The sequence below is a fragment of the Pseudomonas sp. GV085 genome (genome assembly GCF_003050925.1).
In the GTDB taxonomy this organism is placed as follows: Bacteria; Pseudomonadota; Gammaproteobacteria; order Pseudomonadales; family Pseudomonadaceae; genus Aquipseudomonas.
This window is the reverse complement of the sequence record NZ_QAOV01000022.1, coordinates 44,128-61,106: the sequence shown is the minus strand read 5'-3', so window position 1 is coordinate 61,106 and position 16,979 is coordinate 44,128. Positions and strand designations below refer to the sequence as shown.

12 protein-coding genes, 1 rRNA gene and 1 pseudogene are annotated in these 16,979 nt (G+C 61.2%); 8 read left to right on the top strand and 6 right to left on the bottom strand.

The annotated features are described in order from the left end of the window. From rrf to recD, 4 genes are all read left to right on the top strand, one after another. A 5S ribosomal RNA gene (gene rrf / locus C8K63_RS29090) occupies positions 1 to 94 on the top strand; the annotation flags it as partial. 207 nt (positions 95 to 301) lie between these two features. Beyond that, a complete protein-coding gene (recC, locus tag C8K63_RS29085) occupies positions 302 to 3,751 on the top strand; it encodes an exodeoxyribonuclease V subunit gamma (protein ID WP_108219834.1) in 3,450 nt (1,149 codons plus the stop codon). Beyond that, on the top strand, positions 3,751 to 7,440 hold the full coding sequence (recB, locus tag C8K63_RS29080; protein ID WP_108219833.1) for an exodeoxyribonuclease V subunit beta: 3,690 nt from the start codon (positions 3,751 to 3,753) through the stop codon (positions 7,438 to 7,440). Before recC ends, recB begins: the two co-directional genes overlap by 1 nt. Beyond that, a complete protein-coding gene (gene recD / locus C8K63_RS29075; protein ID WP_108219832.1) occupies positions 7,437 to 9,545 on the top strand; it encodes an exodeoxyribonuclease V subunit alpha in 2,109 nt (702 codons plus the stop codon). Before recB ends, recD begins: the two co-directional genes overlap by 4 nt. Positions 9,546 to 9,549: 4 nt before the next feature. Here recD and C8K63_RS29070 read toward each other — a convergent pair whose 3' ends face one another. Further along, a complete protein-coding gene (locus tag C8K63_RS29070; protein WP_108219831.1) occupies positions 9,550 to 10,500 on the bottom strand; it encodes a LysR family transcriptional regulator in 951 nt (316 codons plus the stop codon). A gap of 150 nt (positions 10,501 to 10,650) precedes the next feature. Between C8K63_RS29070 and C8K63_RS29065 the strand changes: the two genes are divergently transcribed. The 3 genes and pseudogenes from C8K63_RS29065 to C8K63_RS31070 form a co-directional block, all read left to right on the top strand. Next, the gene (locus C8K63_RS29065) at positions 10,651 to 12,177 is read left to right on the top strand and encodes a CoA-acylating methylmalonate-semialdehyde dehydrogenase (RefSeq protein ID WP_108219830.1); all 1,527 of its coding nucleotides are present in this window, start codon (positions 10,651 to 10,653) and stop codon (positions 12,175 to 12,177) included. Between the two features lie 10 nt (positions 12,178 to 12,187). Beyond that, positions 12,188 to 13,075 carry a 3-hydroxyisobutyrate dehydrogenase gene (mmsB, locus tag C8K63_RS29060; RefSeq protein WP_108219829.1) on the top strand — a complete coding sequence of 296 codons (888 nt, stop codon included), beginning with the start codon at positions 12,188 to 12,190 and terminating at the stop codon, positions 13,073 to 13,075. Positions 13,076 to 13,092: 17 nt separating this feature from the next. Then, positions 13,093 to 13,203, top strand: a pseudogene (locus tag C8K63_RS31070) (outer membrane lipoprotein carrier protein LolA); the annotation flags it as partial. A 33-nt stretch (positions 13,204 to 13,236) separates the two neighbouring features. On the opposite strand, the gene C8K63_RS29055 reads toward C8K63_RS31070, so the two are convergent. The 4 genes from C8K63_RS29055 to C8K63_RS29040 form a co-directional block, all read right to left on the bottom strand. Further along, positions 13,237 to 13,581 carry a cupin domain-containing protein gene (locus C8K63_RS29055; RefSeq protein ID WP_007988984.1) on the bottom strand — a complete coding sequence of 115 codons (345 nt, stop codon included), beginning with the start codon at positions 13,579 to 13,581 and terminating at the stop codon, positions 13,237 to 13,239. A gap of 106 nt (positions 13,582 to 13,687) precedes the next feature. Further along, entirely contained in the window at positions 13,688 to 14,059 is a 372-nt protein-coding gene (locus C8K63_RS29050) for a MerR family transcriptional regulator (protein ID WP_108219828.1), read from the bottom strand. A gap of 49 nt (positions 14,060 to 14,108) precedes the next feature. Further along, entirely contained in the window at positions 14,109 to 14,687 is a 579-nt protein-coding gene (locus C8K63_RS29045) for an NAD(P)H-dependent oxidoreductase (RefSeq protein ID WP_108219827.1), read from the bottom strand. A 42-nt stretch (positions 14,688 to 14,729) separates the two neighbouring features. After that, a complete protein-coding gene (locus C8K63_RS29040) occupies positions 14,730 to 15,614 on the bottom strand; it encodes a LysR substrate-binding domain-containing protein (protein WP_108219826.1) in 885 nt (294 codons plus the stop codon). 217 nt (positions 15,615 to 15,831) lie between these two features. Between C8K63_RS29040 and C8K63_RS29035 the strand changes: the two genes are divergently transcribed. Continuing rightward, on the top strand, positions 15,832 to 16,596 hold the full coding sequence (locus C8K63_RS29035) for a sulfite exporter TauE/SafE family protein (RefSeq protein WP_108219825.1): 765 nt from the start codon (positions 15,832 to 15,834) through the stop codon (positions 16,594 to 16,596). On the opposite strand, the gene C8K63_RS29030 is transcribed toward C8K63_RS29035, so the two are convergent. Continuing rightward, positions 16,586 to 16,900 carry a putative quinol monooxygenase gene (locus C8K63_RS29030; protein ID WP_108219824.1) on the bottom strand — a complete coding sequence of 105 codons (315 nt, stop codon included), beginning with the start codon at positions 16,898 to 16,900 and terminating at the stop codon, positions 16,586 to 16,588. The genes C8K63_RS29035 and C8K63_RS29030 overlap by 11 nt on opposite strands. Between the last annotated feature and the right edge of the window lie 79 nt (positions 16,901 to 16,979).

Sequence of the window (16,979 nt, the reverse complement as noted above, 5' to 3'; positions counted from 1 at the left end):
AACCACCTGATCCCATCCCGAACTCAGCAGTGAAACGATGCATCGCCGATGGTAGTGTGGGGTTTCCCCATGTGAGAGTAGGTCATCGTCAAGATTAAATTCCGAAACCCCTATCTGCGCACGCAGGTAGGGGTTTTGTTTTTGCGCTTTGTTTCCTGTAGGAGCGAGCCTGCTCGCGAAGAACTTCAGGACACGGCGTTACCCCAGACCACCCGCGTCATCGTTGACGACCTTCGCGAGCGAGCTCGCTCCTACAGATGTTAAAGTCGTTTCTCGATTTTGCATTTCCAAGGAAGCCTTTATGCCGGACGCGACGTCCCTCAGTGCTGGTTTTATGGTGGTTCACGGCAACCGCCTGGATGAGTTGCGCAGCCTGGTGGTCAGCTGGATGCGGCGCTACCCGCTGGCTCCCCTGGAGAATGAAATCGCGTTGGTGCAAAGCAATGGCATTGCCCAATGGCTGAAGCTGGCACTGGCGGAAGATTCTGAGGACGACGACATGGGAGGCTGCGGCATCGCTGCCGCCATCGACGTGCAGTTGCCCGGCAGCTTCATGTGGCAGCTCTATCGCATGGTCCTTGGCCGTGACGAAATTCCGGTCAAGTCCCTGCTCGATAAAGCCCCGCTGACCTGGCGTCTGATGCGCCTGCTGCCGCAATTGATCAATCAGCCGCACTTCGAGCCGCTGCAGCGTTTCCTGACCCATGACACCGATCTGCGCAAACGCTATCAATTGGCCGAGCGTCTGGCGGATCTGTTCGACCAATACCAGGTCTATCGGGCTGACTGGCTGGAAGACTGGGCGCAAGGTCGACATCAAACAGGAAACGCCAGGGGCGAAACCAAACCCCTGACCCCGGCCAATTGCTGGCAGGCAGAGTTATGGCGCGCACTCTTGCTGGATGTGGGGGAAGAAGGCATGGCGCAAAGCCGTGCCGGCGTCCATCAGCGATTTGTCGAGCGTATCAACCATCTCGAAACAGCCCCCAAGGGATTACCCTCGCGAGTGATCGTTTTCGGGATTTCTTCCCTGCCTGCTCAAGCCCTGGAAGCACTGGCGGGACTGGCTCGATTCAGCCAGGTCCTGCTGTGCGTACACAACCCGTGTCGTCACCATTGGGCGGACATCGTCGCCGATAAAGACCTGTTGCGGCATCAATACAAGCGTCAGGCCCGCAAAAGCGGCATGCCGGTAGTGATCGATCCGCAAACCCTCCACCAGCATGCTCACCCGTTGCTGGCTGCCTGGGGTAAACAGGGGCGGGACTATATCAACCTGCTCGACAGTTATGACGATCCCAACAGCTATCGTTCGGCATTCCGAGACGGGCGCATCGACCTGTTCAGTGAAAGTCAGCCGCTGAACATGCTCAACCAATTGCAGGATGACATCCTCGAGTTGCGTCCCCTCAACGAGACTCGGGAGCGTTGGCCCGCGATCGACCTGAAGAAGGACGAGTCGATCCGTTTTCACATCGCCCATAGCGCCCAGCGAGAAGTCGAGATCCTCCACGATCAACTGCTCTCGCGCTTCAGCGCCGACCCGACACTGCGGCCCCGGGACATTATCGTGATGGTTCCGGACATCGACAGCTACGCACCGCATATTCGTGCCGTGTTTGGTCAGCTTGACCGCCAGGATCCGCGCTTCATTCCATTTACCCTGGCTGACCAGGGCCAGCGCGGCCGCGATCCATTGCTGATTGCTGTCGAGCACCTGCTCAAGCTGCCTGACAGCCGATTCCCCGTCAGTGAAATTCTCGATCTGCTGGACGTCCCGGCACTGCGCGCTCGCTTTGGTGTTGAGGAGCGCGACCTGCCGACGCTGCACCGCTGGATCGAAGGTGCCGGCATTCGCTGGGGCATGAACGCCGAGCAGCGTGCCGGGCTCGGGCTGCCGCATGAACTGGAGCAAAACAGCTGGCGTTTCGGCTTGCGCCGGATGTTGCTCGGTTATGCCGTTGGCAGCGCCGATGCTTATGAGGGTATCGAGCCCTACGACGAAATCGGGGGCCTGGACGCCGCGCTAATCGGCCCGCTGGTTGCGCTGCTGGACGCGCTGGAAGTGGCTCACCACGAACTCTCTCAGCCAGCATCACCGGGGCAATGGGGCTTGCGCTTGCAGGCGTTGGTGCAGTTGTTCTTCCTTGCCAGTAACGAACACGATGACTACTTGCTGGCTCAGCTCGAAGAGCTGCGTGAGACCTGGCTCGAGACCTGCGAGTCGGTCGGGTTGCAGGACGAGTTGCCGCTGACCGTCGTCCGTGAAGCCTGGCTTGCGGGTCTGGATCAGGGCCGTTTGTCCCAACGCTTTCTGGCCGGAGCGGTCAACTTCTGCACCTTGATGCCCATGCGCGCCATCCCGTTCAAACTGGTGTGCCTGTTGGGCATGAATGACGGCGATTATCCGCGCGCGCAGCCGCCACTGGATTTCGATCTCATGGGCAGTGATTACCGTCCAGGTGACCGCTCCCGGCGCGAAGATGACCGCTACCTGCTACTGGAAGCCTTGCTGTCGGCACGGGACCAGCTCTACATCAGTTGGGTGGGACGCAGCATCCGCGATAACAGCGAGAGGCCTGCGTCGGTGCTGATCGGCCAGTTACGCGACCACCTGGCCAGCGGTTGGCGATTGTCACAAAGCGACAATGACCTGCTCCAGGCCATGACCCGGGAACACCCGTTGCAACCCTTCAGTGCTCGCTACTTTCACGACGGGGATGAGTCGTTCAGCTACGCCACCGAATGGCAGGTCCTTCATCAAGCGACAGAGCAACAGGCAAGCGCCGAAGTGCTCGAGGCTCACGTTCAGGACGAACCACTGAGTCTCGGTCAACTGCAGGATTTCCTGCGCAATCCGGTACGGCACTTTTTCAGCCAGCGCCTGAAGGTCTTCTTCGAGGCGGCTGAAGTGCCCTTGGCTGATGAAGAGCCTTTTGTCCTGGATGCGTTGCAGCGTTACAGCCTCAGCGACCGTTTGCTCGAAGCGGCGCTGGCAGATCCTGGAAATACCGGACAGGCACTGGAGGATCAGGCGAAACGCCTGCAAAACAGCGGGCTGCTGCCCATGGCCGGATTCGGTGAGTGCCTGCAACGCGAGTTGATCGAGCCATTACCTGACTTGCTGCAACGCCACCAACAGCTCCTGGCGTTGTGGCCAACACCGCTCAGCAGCGCGTTGCCCGTCGATCTGGAACTGCAAGGCCTGCACATTGAGGGCTGGCTCAGCGGCCTGCATCAGCGCGCCGATGGCGGTTTGTTGTCTATCACAACGATCCCCAACAGCATCGGCTCGATCAAGTCACGCAAATGGCATCGACTGACACGCCCGTGGCTCACCCATCTGGTGGCTTGTGCCAGTGGCATGGCGCTGACCACTGCACTGGTGGCCGGCGACGACAGTCTGTTGCTCGAACCGATGGATGAGTCCACAGCGCGGAAAACGCTGGGTGACCTGTTGATGGCCTGGCAGGCGGGTATGCGCCAGCCTCTGCCGATCGCGGTCAAAACAGCCTTTGCGTGGCTGGGGCAAACCGACCCGATCAAGGCCGATTCCGCTGCGCGCAAGGCCTATGAAGGGGATGGGCAGACGACGGACGGAGAGCGTCGCGAAAGCCCGGCACTCGCGCGCCAATTCGCCGATTACGATGCCTTGGTCGCCGATGAGACGTTCAGCGACTGGTGCGATGCACTTTATCGTCCGCTTTTCGAAGCACCCTGGCGTTCACTGTCCAGCGAGGAATCGCGCTGATGAACACGAAGACACCTCTGGCCCTGGCATTCCCGCTGCGCGGCAGCCAACTGATCGAAGCCAGCGCCGGGACCGGCAAGACGTTCACCATTTCCGCGCTGTACCTGCGTCTGGTGCTTGGCAATGGCGGGGAGGACAGTGGCTTCGGGCGTGAGCTGTTGCCGCCGCAGATCCTCGTCGTGACCTTCACCGATGCCGCGACCAAAGAGCTGCGCGAACGCATCCGCACACGGCTCGCCGAGGCCGCACGATATTTTCGCGATGAAACACCGGCCCCGGACAGCCTGATTGCCGAGTTGCGTATTCAGTACTTACCCGAGCAATGGCCCGGGTGCGCAAACCGCCTGGATATCGCCGCGCAGTGGATGGACGAGGCGGCGGTGTCGACCATCCACAGTTGGTGCCAGCGCATGTTGCGCGAGCACGCGTTCGACAGCGGCAGCCTGTTTACCCAGACCCTGGTAACCGACCACAGCGACTTGCTGGGGGAAGTCCTGCGCGATTACTGGCGACTGTTCTGTTACCCGATGCAAGGTGATGCATTGAATTGGGTGCGCAGCAATTGGGGCGGACCGGCGACGCTGCTGCCGCGGATTCGTGCGCTGTTCGCCAGCGAGCGGGATACCCTTGAAGGGAAAGAGCCCGCCGAGGTGATTTCGCAATGCTTGCAAGAGCGACGGGTTGCCCTGATCGAACTGAAGAAGCCCTGGCTGCAGTGGGCGGACGAGTTGCTTGCCATCTGTCACCAGGGCGTTGCCGGCAAGGCTGTCGACGGTCGCAAGATGCAGGCTCGCTATTTCGAGCCCTGGTTTGAAAAGATCAAAGCCTGGGCCGAAGACGAATCCCTTGAGCAACTGGATATCGGCACCGGCTTCACGCGCCTGACCCCTGATGGCATGGCCGAAGCCTGGAAGGGCGAAGCGCCTCGACATCCGGGGCTCGATGCGATGGCCGGCCTCAAGGCCTGTCTCGATGGGTTGCCAACGCCTGATGCCGCCGTGCTGCAACATGCGGCCCGCTGGGTCGGGGCGCGATTCGAGGAAGAGAAGCGTCGCCGCGCGGAAATGGGTTTCGACGACATGTTGCTGCGCCTCGATGCGGCCTTGCAGTCCGATGGCGGCGAGCGACTGGCAACCCTGATTCGTGAACAGTTTCCGGTCGCCCTGATCGATGAGTTCCAGGACACCGACCCGGTGCAATACCGGATCTTCGAGAGCATCTACCGCATTGAAGAGAACAGCCCCGAGTGCGGTCTGTTCCTGATCGGCGACCCGAAACAGGCGATCTACGCTTTTCGCGGTGCCGACATCCATACCTACCTGCGTGCCCGGCAGGCCACCACCGGCCGCCTGCACACCCTGGGCACCAACTTTCGCTCGAGCCACGGCATGGTCAACGCGGTGAACCATGTGTTCGAGCGCGCCGAAGCCCGGGCGTCAGGACGCGGCGCTTTCCTCTTCAGGCAGAAGAATGGCGACAACCCGGTTCCGTTCACGCCGGTTGCCTCCCAGGGCCGCAAAGAAGTCTTGCGCATCAATGACCAGGCAATCCCGGCCTTGAACATTTGGCACTTGCCGGCCGAACAACCGTTGTCCGGTGCGGTGTACCGGCAACACCTGGCGGCTGCCTGCGCCAGTGAAATCACGGCATTGCTCAATGGCGGACAGCAGGAGCAAGCGGGATTCACCCAGGATGGCAAAGCCTTCAGGGGCCTGCTGCCGGCGGACATCGCCATCCTGGTCCGCGACGGCAAGGAGGCGCAGGCGGTTCGTGCGCAATTGGCCGCCCGTGGCGTGCGCAGTGTTTACCTGTCGGACAAGGACTCGGTGTTCGCCGCCCAGGAAGCGCATGACGTGCTGACCTGGCTCAAGGCCTGCGCCGAGCCGGACGTCGAGCGCCCGCTACGAGCCGCGTTGGCCAGCATCACGTTGAACCTGTCGTTGACTGAGCTGGAGCGGCTGAATCAGGACGAGTTGGCCTGGGAAGCCCGGGTCATGCAGTTCCGTGGCTATCGCGAAGTCTGGCGCAAGCAGGGCGTACTGCCGATGCTGCGGCGCTTGCTGCACGACTTCCGTCTGCCCCAGGCGTTGATCGCCCGCAGTGACGGCGAGCGCGTGTTGACCAACCTTCTGCACCTTTTCGAACTACTGCAACAAGCCGCCGCCGAACTCGATGGCGAACAAGCCCTGATCCGGCATCTGTCCGAGCATCTGGCGTTGTCCGGGCAGGCTGGCGAAGAGCAGATCCTGCGTCTGGAAAGTGATGAGCAATTGGTCAAGGTCGTGACCATTCACAAGTCCAAGGGCCTTGAATACCCCTTGGTGTTCCTGCCGTTCATTTGCTCGGCGAAACCGGTGGATGGCAGCCGCCTGCCGTTGCACTACCACGATGAATCCGGCAATGCCCAGGTCACGTTGAAGCCAACGGCGGAGTTGATTGCCCAGGCTGACGATGAGCGTCTGGCCGAGGATCTGCGCTTGCTCTATGTCGCCCTGACCCGGGCGCAACACGCCTGCTGGCTGGGGGTGGCCGACCTCAAGCGCGGCAACAACAATGGCTCGGTGCTGCATCTGTCGGCATTGGGTTATCTGCTTGGCGGCGGCGCGCCTTTGGCTGAATCCCCGGCGTTGCAGCTTTGGTTGCGGGACCTGCAACAGGACTGCCCGGCGCTGGCCTATGCCGAGATGCCTGAAGCAACAGCGGAGCACTACCAGCCACCGCAAAACGACGCGGCGCTGCTTGTTCCGCGGGTTCCGAAACGCAAGGCCAGTGAAAACTGGTGGATCGCTTCTTACAGCGCGTTGCGCATTGGCGACACCCTCAGCGTCGGCACCGACGAGGCGCCGGAGAGCCCGCAGGCGCAAAAACTGTTCGATGACGAACGCCTCGACCCACAGGCCCCCAGGGAAGTGGTGGCCGGTGGCGGCGATATCCATCGCTTCCCACGCGGCCCGAACCCCGGCACCTTCCTCCATGGCTTGCTCGAATGGGCGGGAGGCGAAGGTTTTGCTGCGCCACCACAAGAGGTGATCGACGCCATTGCCCGTCGCTGCAATCGTCGAGGCTGGGAGGGCTGGATCACCACGCTGAGTGACTGGCTGCAGCATCTGCTCAAGTCGCCGTTGCAACTGGGCGGCGGTCAGGCGCCGGTGGTATTCGGCCAGTTGACGCAGTATCAGGTCGAGATGGAGTTCTGGTTCGCCAGCCATAAGGTCGATGTGCTCAAGCTCGATGCGCTGGTGTGCCAATACACCCATAACGGCGTGGCCCGGGTGGCCGCGGAACCGGTGTTGCTCAATGGCATGTTCAAGGGTTTCATCGACCTGACGTTCGAACATGACGGCCGCTATTACGTTGCCGACTACAAATCCAACTGGCTCGGCGTCGATGATGCGGCCTACACCGCGCAGGCCATGGAACAATCGATTCTCGACAACCGTTATGACCTGCAATACGTGTTGTACCTGTTGGCCCTGCACCGTCAGCTCAAGGCGCGGCTCGCCGATTACGACTACGACCGGCATGTCGGCGGTGCGTTGTACCTGTTTTTGCGGGGTACGCGTGCGGCCAGCCAGGGTGTGTTTTTCGCCCGGCCGCCAAGAGAACTGATCGAGCGTCTGGACAGGCTGTTCCAGGGCAAGCCGGAACCCAAGGCCGAACCCGCCTGGGAACAGGGAGTACTGTTATGAATCGCACATTCGCCGATTTGTTGCCCACATCGCTGGCAGCCGAAAGCCTGGCCGATCTGGCGCCGCTGAGTCGTGCCGACGACTTGTTGTTGTTGCTCACGCGTTGGGTCGAGCGTGGCTGGTTGCGCGCGCTGGACAAAGCCTTTGTGGCGTTTCTGCATGAACTGGCTCCGGAGGATGATTCGTTGGTGTTGCTGGCGGCCGCCCTGACCAGCCACCAATTGGGCCACGGGCATGTCTGTCTCGACCTGTTCGAGACACTGAAAGAACCGGATTTCGCCCTGTCATTACCACCTGAAGGTGACGTACAAGGCGGTGCAATGCTGTTGCCCTCGCAATTGCTGGGATCACTGGACGGGGCCCATTGGTGCAAGGTACTGGCCGCGAGCAACCTCGTCGCGCTGGCCGCTGACAGCCGTGACAACGTGCGCGACCGACCTTTGGTTTTATCGGGCAAACGCTTGTACCTGCGCCGCTATTGGGCCTACGAGCGACGGATCGACCTTTCACTGCGCGAGCGTTTGACGGAACACGAGTCCACGCCGAACGACTTGCTGCAGCGCCTCACCGGTCTGTTTGGTCCTGCCCGGTCCGGTGACGTAATCGACTGGCAGAAGCTCGCCTGCGCCCTGGCGACCCGCAGCGCCTTCAGCATCGTGACCGGGGGGCCGGGGACCGGCAAGACCACCACTGTCGTGCGCTTGCTGGCGTTGCTCCAGGCGCCAGCGGTCGAGGCCGGCGTGCCCCTGCGCATTCGTCTCGCCGCGCCGACCGGCAAGGCCGCGGCGCGCCTGACGGAGTCCATCAGCCAGCAAGTCCGGACCTTGAAGGTCACCCAGGAAATACGGGAAAAGATCCCGTCCGACGTCACCACCGTTCACCGCCTGCTCGGCAGCCGACCCGGGACTCGACACTTCCGCCATCACGCGGGCAATCGTCTGCCGCTGGATGTGTTGGTGGTAGACGAGGCCTCGATGATCGACCTGGAAATGATGGCCAATCTGCTTGACGCCTTGCCGGCCCATGCGCGCCTTGTGCTGTTGGGGGACAAGGATCAACTGGCTTCGGTAGAGGCCGGTGCGGTATTGGGGGACCTGTGTCGCGACGCGGAGGCTGGCTGGTACAGCCCGCAGACACGCCAGTGGCTGGAAGCCGTCAGTGGCGAAAACCTGCAGGCCAGCGGCTTGCAGGAGGACGCCCAGGGCACTCATCCATTGGCCCAACAGGTCGTGATGTTGCGCCATTCCCGGCGATTCGGTGAAGGCAGCGGTATTGGTCAACTCGCTCGTTGGGTCAACCAGCAGCAGCCCGAAGAAGCACGCAAGTTGTTGTCGGCGCGAAGCCATGACGATGTGTATTGCCTGGCCCTCAAGGGCGAGCAGGATCGTGCTCTGGAACGCTTGCTTCTCGACGGTCATGGTGAAGGCCCGCAGGGTTATCGGCATTACCTGAGCGTGCTGCGCAATCAGCGGCCACCACTGGACAGCCCTCTGGAAGATTCGCGCTGGATCGATTGGGCTCGGAAAGTGTTGCAGGCCTTCGACGCATTCCAGTTGCTATGTGCCGTGCGCAAGGGGCCGTGGGGTGTCGAGGGCTTGAACCAGCGAGTGACGGACGCGTTGCTGAGGGCACGCCTGATCGACAGTGACCAGCAGTGGTACGAAGGTCGCCCTGTCCTGATGACCCGCAACGATTACGGGTTGGGGTTGATGAACGGCGATATCGGCATCGCCCTCAAGCTCCCGGAACAGGACGGACATGAAAATGGAAAGCAGGTTCTGCGTGTGGCATTCCCACGCAATGATGGCCAGGGTGGCGTGCGGTTTGTCCTGCCCAGTCGCCTGAACGATGTCGAAACCGTGTACGCCATGACCGTGCATAAATCCCAGGGCTCGGAGTTCGCACATACCGCGTTGATTCTTCCTGACGCCTTGAATCCGGTCCTCACCAAGGAACTGATCTACACCGGAATTACCCGGGCCAAGGACTGGTTCACCTTGATCGAGTCGCGTGCAGGCGTGTTTGAAGAGGCGGTGAAACGCCGGGTCAAACGCTTGAGCGGACTGATGCTGGAGCTAAAGGAAGGCCGCGAGCCGACAGACTGAAAGGTCAGTCATCGGCAAACAGCATCTCCCGGCTTTCGCCCATCAACAGCCCCTGATTCTGCTCGGTCACCTGGCGGATGTAATCCCACAACAAGGTGATCCGCTTGAGCTTGCGCAGGTCTTCGCGGCAGTACATCCAGAACTGTCGGGTGATATTGATTTCCTGCGGCAACACCGGCAGCAGGCGAGGGTCCTGAGTGGCGAGGAAGCACGGCAGGATCGCCAGTGAGCGTCCTTGCTGCGCGGCCACGAATTGCGCGATCACGCTGGTGCTGCGCAGGTTGGCACTGGCGCCGGGCAATACGTTGGCCAGGTACAACAGCTCCGAGCTGAACGCCAGGTCGTCGACATAACTGATAAACGAATGCTTGGCCAAATCGGCTGGTTTGCGGATCGGCGGGTGGTTGTCCAGATAATCCTGGGTCGCATACAGCTGCAGTCGGTAGTCGCACAGTTTGCAGCAGACGTACGGGCCATGCTCCGGACGCTCCAGGGCGATGACGATGTCGGCCTCGCGCTTGGACAGGCTGATGAAGTGCGGCAGCGGCAGGATATCCACCGAAATCGCCGGGTAGGTGTCGACGAAGTGGCTCAGCTGCGGCGTGATGAAAAAGCTGCCGAAGCCTTCGGTGCACCCCATGCGCACATGCCCGGACAGCGCCACGCCGGACCCGGAAACCTGCTCGCACGCCATGTGCAGGGTACTTTCGATCGACTCGGCATACCCCATCAACCGCTGGCCTTCGGCGGTCAGGACAAAGCCGTTGGTCCGGGATTTTTCGAACAGCAATGTGCCCAGTGCCGTTTCCAGGGAACTGATGCGCCGCGACACTGTGGTGTAGTCCACCGCCAGGCGCTTTGCCGCGGTGCTGGCCTTGCGGGTGCGGGCGACTTCAAGGAAAAACTTGAGGTCATCCCAGTTCAACGAGCCGAGGGAGGTGATGTTTTTTTGCATGTTGGACCGGTTTTTATGTGCGTTCTTATTAGAAGTTTGCACATCTATACTCCAAAAACAGCCCGTTAACCAATTCGCGGCACACGCCTCATCTCAAGGCGACTTTCTCGCCTTGGTTCCCCTGATAACAACAAAGTCCAGGAGACCCACATGAACGCATCGCTTACGCCCAACGAAACCACCGTGCAGAAGGTCAAGCTGTTGATCGACGGCGAGTGGGTCGAATCCAAGACCACCGAATGGCACGACATCATCAACCCGGCGACCCAGCAAGTGCTGGCCAAAGTGCCGTTTGCCACCGCTGAAGAAGTCGACGCAGCCATCAGCGCAGCCCATCGTGCCTTCCAGACCTGGAAGCTGACCCCGATCGGCGCCCGCATGCGCATCATGCTCAAGCTCCAGGCGCTGATCCGCGAGCACTCCAAGCGCATCGCCGCAGTCCTGAGCGCCGAGCAGGGCAAGACCATTGCCGACGCCGAAGGCGACATTTTCCGTGGCCTGGAAGTGGTCGAGCACGCTTGCTCCATCGGCAGCCTGCAAATGGGCGAGTTCGCTGAAAACGTCGCCGGTGGCGTCGACACCTACACCCTGCGCCAGCCCATCGGCGTGTGCGCAGGCATTACCCCGTTCAACTTCCCGGCGATGATTCCGCTGTGGATGTTCCCGATGGCCATCGCCTGCGGCAACACCTTCGTGCTCAAGCCGTCGGAACAGGACCCGATGTCGACCATGCTCCTGGTGGAACTTGCCATCGAGGCCGGCATTCCGGCCGGCGTGCTCAACGTCGTGCATGGCGGCAAGGACGTGGTGGACGGGCTCTGCACCCATAAAGACATCAAGGCGGTTTCCTTCGTCGGTTCGACCGCCGTCGGTACTCACGTCTATGACCTGGCGGGCAAGCACGGCAAGCGCGTGCAATCGATGATGGGCGCCAAGAACCACGCCGTGGTGCTGCCAGACGCCAATCGCGAACAAGCGCTGAATGCGCTGGTGGGTGCCGGCTTCGGCGCTGCCGGTCAACGCTGCATGGCCACCTCGGTGGTGGTGCTGGTGGGCGCGGCCAAGCAATGGCTGCCCGACCTGAAAGCGCTGGCGCAGAAACTCAAGGTGAATGCGGGCAGCGAGCCGGGCACTGACGTGGGGCCGGTGATCTCGAAAAAGGCCAAGGCGCGGATTCTCGACCTGATCGAAAGCGGCATCAAGGAAGGCGCGAAACTGGAGCTGGACGGTCGCGAGATCACGGTTCCTGGTTACGAGAAGGGCAACTTTGTCGGCCCGACCCTGTTCTCCGGCGTGACCACCGACATGCAGATCTACACCCAGGAAATCTTCGGCCCGGTGCTGGTGGTGCTGGAAGTCAATACGCTCGACGAGGCCATCGCGCTGGTCAACGCCAACCCGTTTGGCAACGGCACGGGCCTGTTCACCCAGAGCGGCGCGGCGGCGCGTAAATTCCAGAACGAAATCGACGTTGGCCAGGTCGGCATCAACATCCCGATTCCGGTGCCGGTTCCATTCTTCAGCTTCACCGGTTCGCGCGGTTCCAAGCTCGGCGACCTCGGCCCGTATGGCAAGCAAGTGGTGCAGTTCTACACTCAGACCAAGACCGTCACCAGCCGCTGGTTCGACGACGACAGCGTCAACGACGGTGTGAACACCACCATCAACCTGCGTTAAGGAGCCGGACATGAAAATCGCTTTTATCGGTCTGGGCAACATGGGCGCGCCGATGGCGCGCAACCTGATCAAGGCCGGCCATGCACTGCGCCTGGTGGACCTGAACAAAGCTGTGCTGGCGGAACTGGAACAGCTGGGCGGCAGCATCAGCGCATCGGCCCGTGAAGCGGCAGGGGGCGCCGAACTGGTCATCACCATGCTGCCCGCCGCGGTGCATGTGCGCAGTGTGTGGCTGGGTGAAGACGGTGTGCTCGCCGGTATCGGCAAAGGTGTACCGGCCGTGGATTGCAGCACCATCGACCCGCAGACCGCGCGGGACGTAGCCGCCGCCGCTGCCAAACAGGGCGTGGCCATGGCCGATGCGCCGGTTTCTGGCGGCACCGGTGGAGCAGCCGCCGGGACGCTGACCTTCATGGTCGGCGCCACGCCTGAACTGTTCGCCACCCTGCAACCGGTGCTGGCGCAGATGGGCCGCAACATCGTCCATTGTGGTGAGGTCGGCACGGGGCAAATCGCTAAAATCTGCAACAACCTGCTGTTGGGGATTTCCATGGTCGGCGTCAGCGAAGCCATGGCGCTGGGCGATGCCCTGGGCATCGACACCAAGGTGCTGGCGGGCATCATCAACAGTTCCACCGGACGTTGCTGGAGTTCGGAGATGTACAACCCGTGGCCGGGGATCGTTGAAACGGCGCCGGCGTCGCGCGGTTACACCGGCGGCTTTGGGGCCGAACTGATGCTCAAGGACCTGGGGCTGGCCACTGAAGCGGCGCGTCAGGCGCACCAGCCGGTGGTACTCGGCGCGGTGGCCCAGCAGTTGTATCAGGCGATGAGTTTGCGTGGGGAGGGTGGGCAGGACTTCTCGGCGATCATCAACGGCTATCGCAAACCGTTGTAGGAGCGAGCTTGCTCGCGATGGTCGTTAACGATAATGCGGGGAGGCTGACACCCCGCGTTGTTCTCAGGTTTTTCGCGAGCAAGCTCGCTCCTACAAAAATTGCATGTACCCAAAGATATTTACCGGGAGATCACGTCGGGTGATCCCCCGGTTTTTTTGTATCAGGCAAACACGAAATATTTGCGCACGGTTTCCACCACTTCCCAGGTGCCTTTCATCCCTGGCTCGATGACGAAAATATCGCCAGCGCGCAGGTGGATCGGCGCCATGCCTTCCGGAGTGATGACGCAGTAGCCTTCCTGGAAATGGCAATACTCCCACTTCACATATTCCACGTACCACTTGCCCGGCGTGCAAATCCAGGTGCCCATGATCTTGCTGCCGTCTTCACTGGTGTAGGCGTTGAGGTTGACGGTGTGCGGGTCACCTTCGAGCTTTTCCCATTTGCAGGCGTCGAGCACGGGCAGCGGGTGGGTGTCGCGAAGAACGGTAATCGGTGCGGTCATGATGACTCCGGGCAGTGGGCTCAAGAACTGAAGTCGCACCCTATAGCGCTTGTCCAATCATCAGTTGTCTGTGCTCGACACTGAGCTGCCCAGAAACGCACTGCTCTCAAAGATGGTTCAGCGGGCAGTCGCGCCTGGATTGTTCGAGGCTGTTCTCGAACTCGACCAATTGCGAGTGCTGTTGCGACAACGCCGCTATTCGCTCGGCGATTTCCTGTTTTTTGCTGGCGATGACCTGTTGTGCCTGTTCCCATGGCAACTGCGGGCCCTGATGTCCGGCTAAGACCGACTGCAATTCCTTGAGCCTGAACCCGAGTTGCTGGGCACATTTGATGAACATCAGCAGGTCGACGCTGTGCTGGTCATAGATGCGGTACTTGCCCTGACGGCATGCGGCGGGCAGCAGGCCAATCGACTCGTAGTGACGGATGCTTTTGACAGTGGTGCCGGAACGTTGCGCGGCTTGGCCGATGTACATGGGAAGGTCCTTTTCTCCGAGGATAAAGCTCGGCGCATTATCGACCGACTCAAGCGCTGGCGATAGCTTCGGCTTGCCGCAACCAGGCCGCATACCGGTCTGCGCTGGCGCCGAGAATTGGCCCGAAGGTGAGGGTTTGGGTGGGTTTGATGCCACAGAATTCAAGGGTGGTTTTACGGACCTGATGCAAACCGGGCATGCGGTAGATCCATCGGTAGTACCAGGGCGGTGTGTCCATGGTCACCAGCAAATGGGCGGTTCGGCCGCGCAGGAGTTTGTCGGGGAAGGCTTTGCCCTGGCGATATTTGAAGGCAAAACCGGGCAAGAACACCCGGTCGAAAAAGCCCTTGAGCAAGGCCGGTACGCCACCCCACCAGATCGGATAGACCAGCGTCAGTTGTTCAGCCCACAGGATATCGGCCTGGGCGTTACGCAAGTCGGCTTCCAGCGGCTGGACCTGCTGATAGCCTTCGCGCAGTACCGGATCAAAATCCATGCTGCCCAGAAACAACTGCCGCACCTCATGCCCGGCACGCGCTGCCGACTGTGTGTAACGCTCGGCAAGGGCGGCGCAAAAACTATTGCTTGATGGATGCCCGAGGATCACCAGTATTCGTTTACCCATCATCGCTGTCCTTGAAGATCAAACCTCAAGGATAAAGTCTGCCCCTCAGGGGAGAGTCAAGGCGTGCAGCAGCGCCTTGGCATAGCCGGGTAATGCGGCGAAGTCCCGGGCACAGAGCAACAGTTTGCGTTGGCCCCAGGGTTCTTGCAGGGCGCAGCTTTTGAAAGACAGTCCGCCTGACCCGCGTTCGACCGCGGCCAGCGGTACGATTGCCAGGCCCGCTCCACGGGCGACCATGCGCATCACACCATCGAAGCCATCGGCGCGGATGCGAATCTGCATGCGCAGGCCGGCGTGCAGTGCCTGCTCTTCCAGGTACACCGCCAACGCGTTGTTGGCATTCAGGCCGACGTAGTCGTGATGCAGCGTGTCGGTGAAGTTCAATGATGTCGCCTGTGCCAAGGGGTGTTCGCGGGGCATGATCAGCACCAGCGGATCATCGCGGAACGGTCGTGTCTGCAAGTCATCGGTGTCCACCGCGTCGGAAACGATGCCCAGGTCCGCCGCGCCCTGGCGCAAGGCATGGGTGATGCGGGTGCTGGGCAGTTCCTGCAGGTCGATGTCGAGGTTGGGATGGCTGCGCAGGAAGTCCGCGAGCAATTCTGGCAGGTACTCGGTGATCGCCGTGGTATTGCACAGCAGCCGCACCTGACCTTTGACGCCCTGTGCGTACTCGGCCAGTTCCTGTTGCAGGCGTTCGGCCTGTTGCAACAGAACCCGGGCGTGTCGGGCCAGGGCATTGCCGGCCGGCGTCGGGCTGACCCCACGGCGATTGCGCAGTAGAAAGTCGACACCCAGCGACGCCTCCATGGCGCGAATTCGCGCGCTGGCCGCCGCGAGGGACAAATGACTGCGTGCGGCGCCGGCGGTGATGTTGCCGCAGTCGAGGATGTTCAGGTACAGGCGCAGGTCGGTCAGGTCGAAGTGCATTACAACAATCCCAAGTTGAATGTTGTCTGGAAGGGCGTCTTCGCGAGCAGGCTCGTTCCCACAGTGGTTATGTGTCGTTCACAAATCCCCTGTGGGAGCGAGCCTGCTCGCGATGACGACAGATGCCGCACCCGATTATTCAGCCTCTTGTACGGAGAGAGGCAACCTCAGTATATGGCAGATTTTCAATCACCCCTTGCGGGCTCACCATAGCCCCATGAATACACTCTCGGCGTTTTATCAAAATCTTGGCTTGGCCCTTTCACTGTTGGTTATCGGCACCTTTGTGCTGGCCGGCATGATCAAGGGTGTGATCGGCCTCGGCCTGCCGACCGTTGCCATGGGCTTGCTCGGCCTGGCTATGGCGCCGACGCAGGCAGCGGCGTTGTTGATCATTCCGGCGACATTCACCAACGTCTGGCAACTGGCGTTCGGCGGGCATTTGCCCGGGTTGATCAAACGACTGTGGCCGATGCTGCTGGCAATCTTCATCGGCACCGGGGCGGGCACGCTGTGGATCGGCATGAGCGGTGGTCACTGGGTGGTGCGGGGGCTGGGGGCGGCGTTGTTGCTGTATGCGCTGAGCGGTTTGTGCCTGCCGACTCTGCGCGTGGGACGGCGCAGCGAACACTGGCTCGGTCCATTATGTGGTGTGCTGACCGGCGTCATCACTTCGGCCACCGGCGTGTTCGTGATTCCGGCGGTGCCTTATCTGCAAGCGCTGGGCTTGAGCAAGGACGAGCTGGTGCAGGCGCTGGGCCTGTCGTTCACCGTCTCGACCCTGGCCCTGGCCGGAGGATTGCTATGGCGTGGCGCTCTCGGCGGGGGCGAGTTGAGCGCATCGTTGCTGGCGCTGATCCCGGCCATGCTCGGCATGTGGCTGGGGCAATCGCTGCGCCAGCGGATCAGCGCCCTGTGGTTCAAGCGCGTGTTTTTCGTTGGCCTGGGTGTTCTCGGCGGCCATTTGCTGATCAGCGGCTAGCGGACGACGGACTGATCATCTCGATGGCGCGGATCTCGAAGTCCCGCTCCAGGTATTCATCGCGCTGCTCGAGGAACTGCTTCATGTGCGGCAGGTTCGAGTGCACGTCGAGGTGGGCCCGGGATTGCCAGATCTCGTAGAAGATGAACAGGGTCGGGTCCTGTTTGTCGCGCAGCATGTGGTATTCGATGCAGCCAGGCTCGGCGCGGCTCGCTTGCACGTAGCCGCTGAAAAATGCTTCAAAGGCGTCGGATTTTTCCGGGTGGGTCTTGGCGTGCAGGATGAAACCCTGGATTTCACTCATCTACATCTCTCCTCAAGTCAGAACTGATGCCAGTCTAAGGCAACAATCGGCTGCTGATTCGTGCTTGTAGATCAAATGA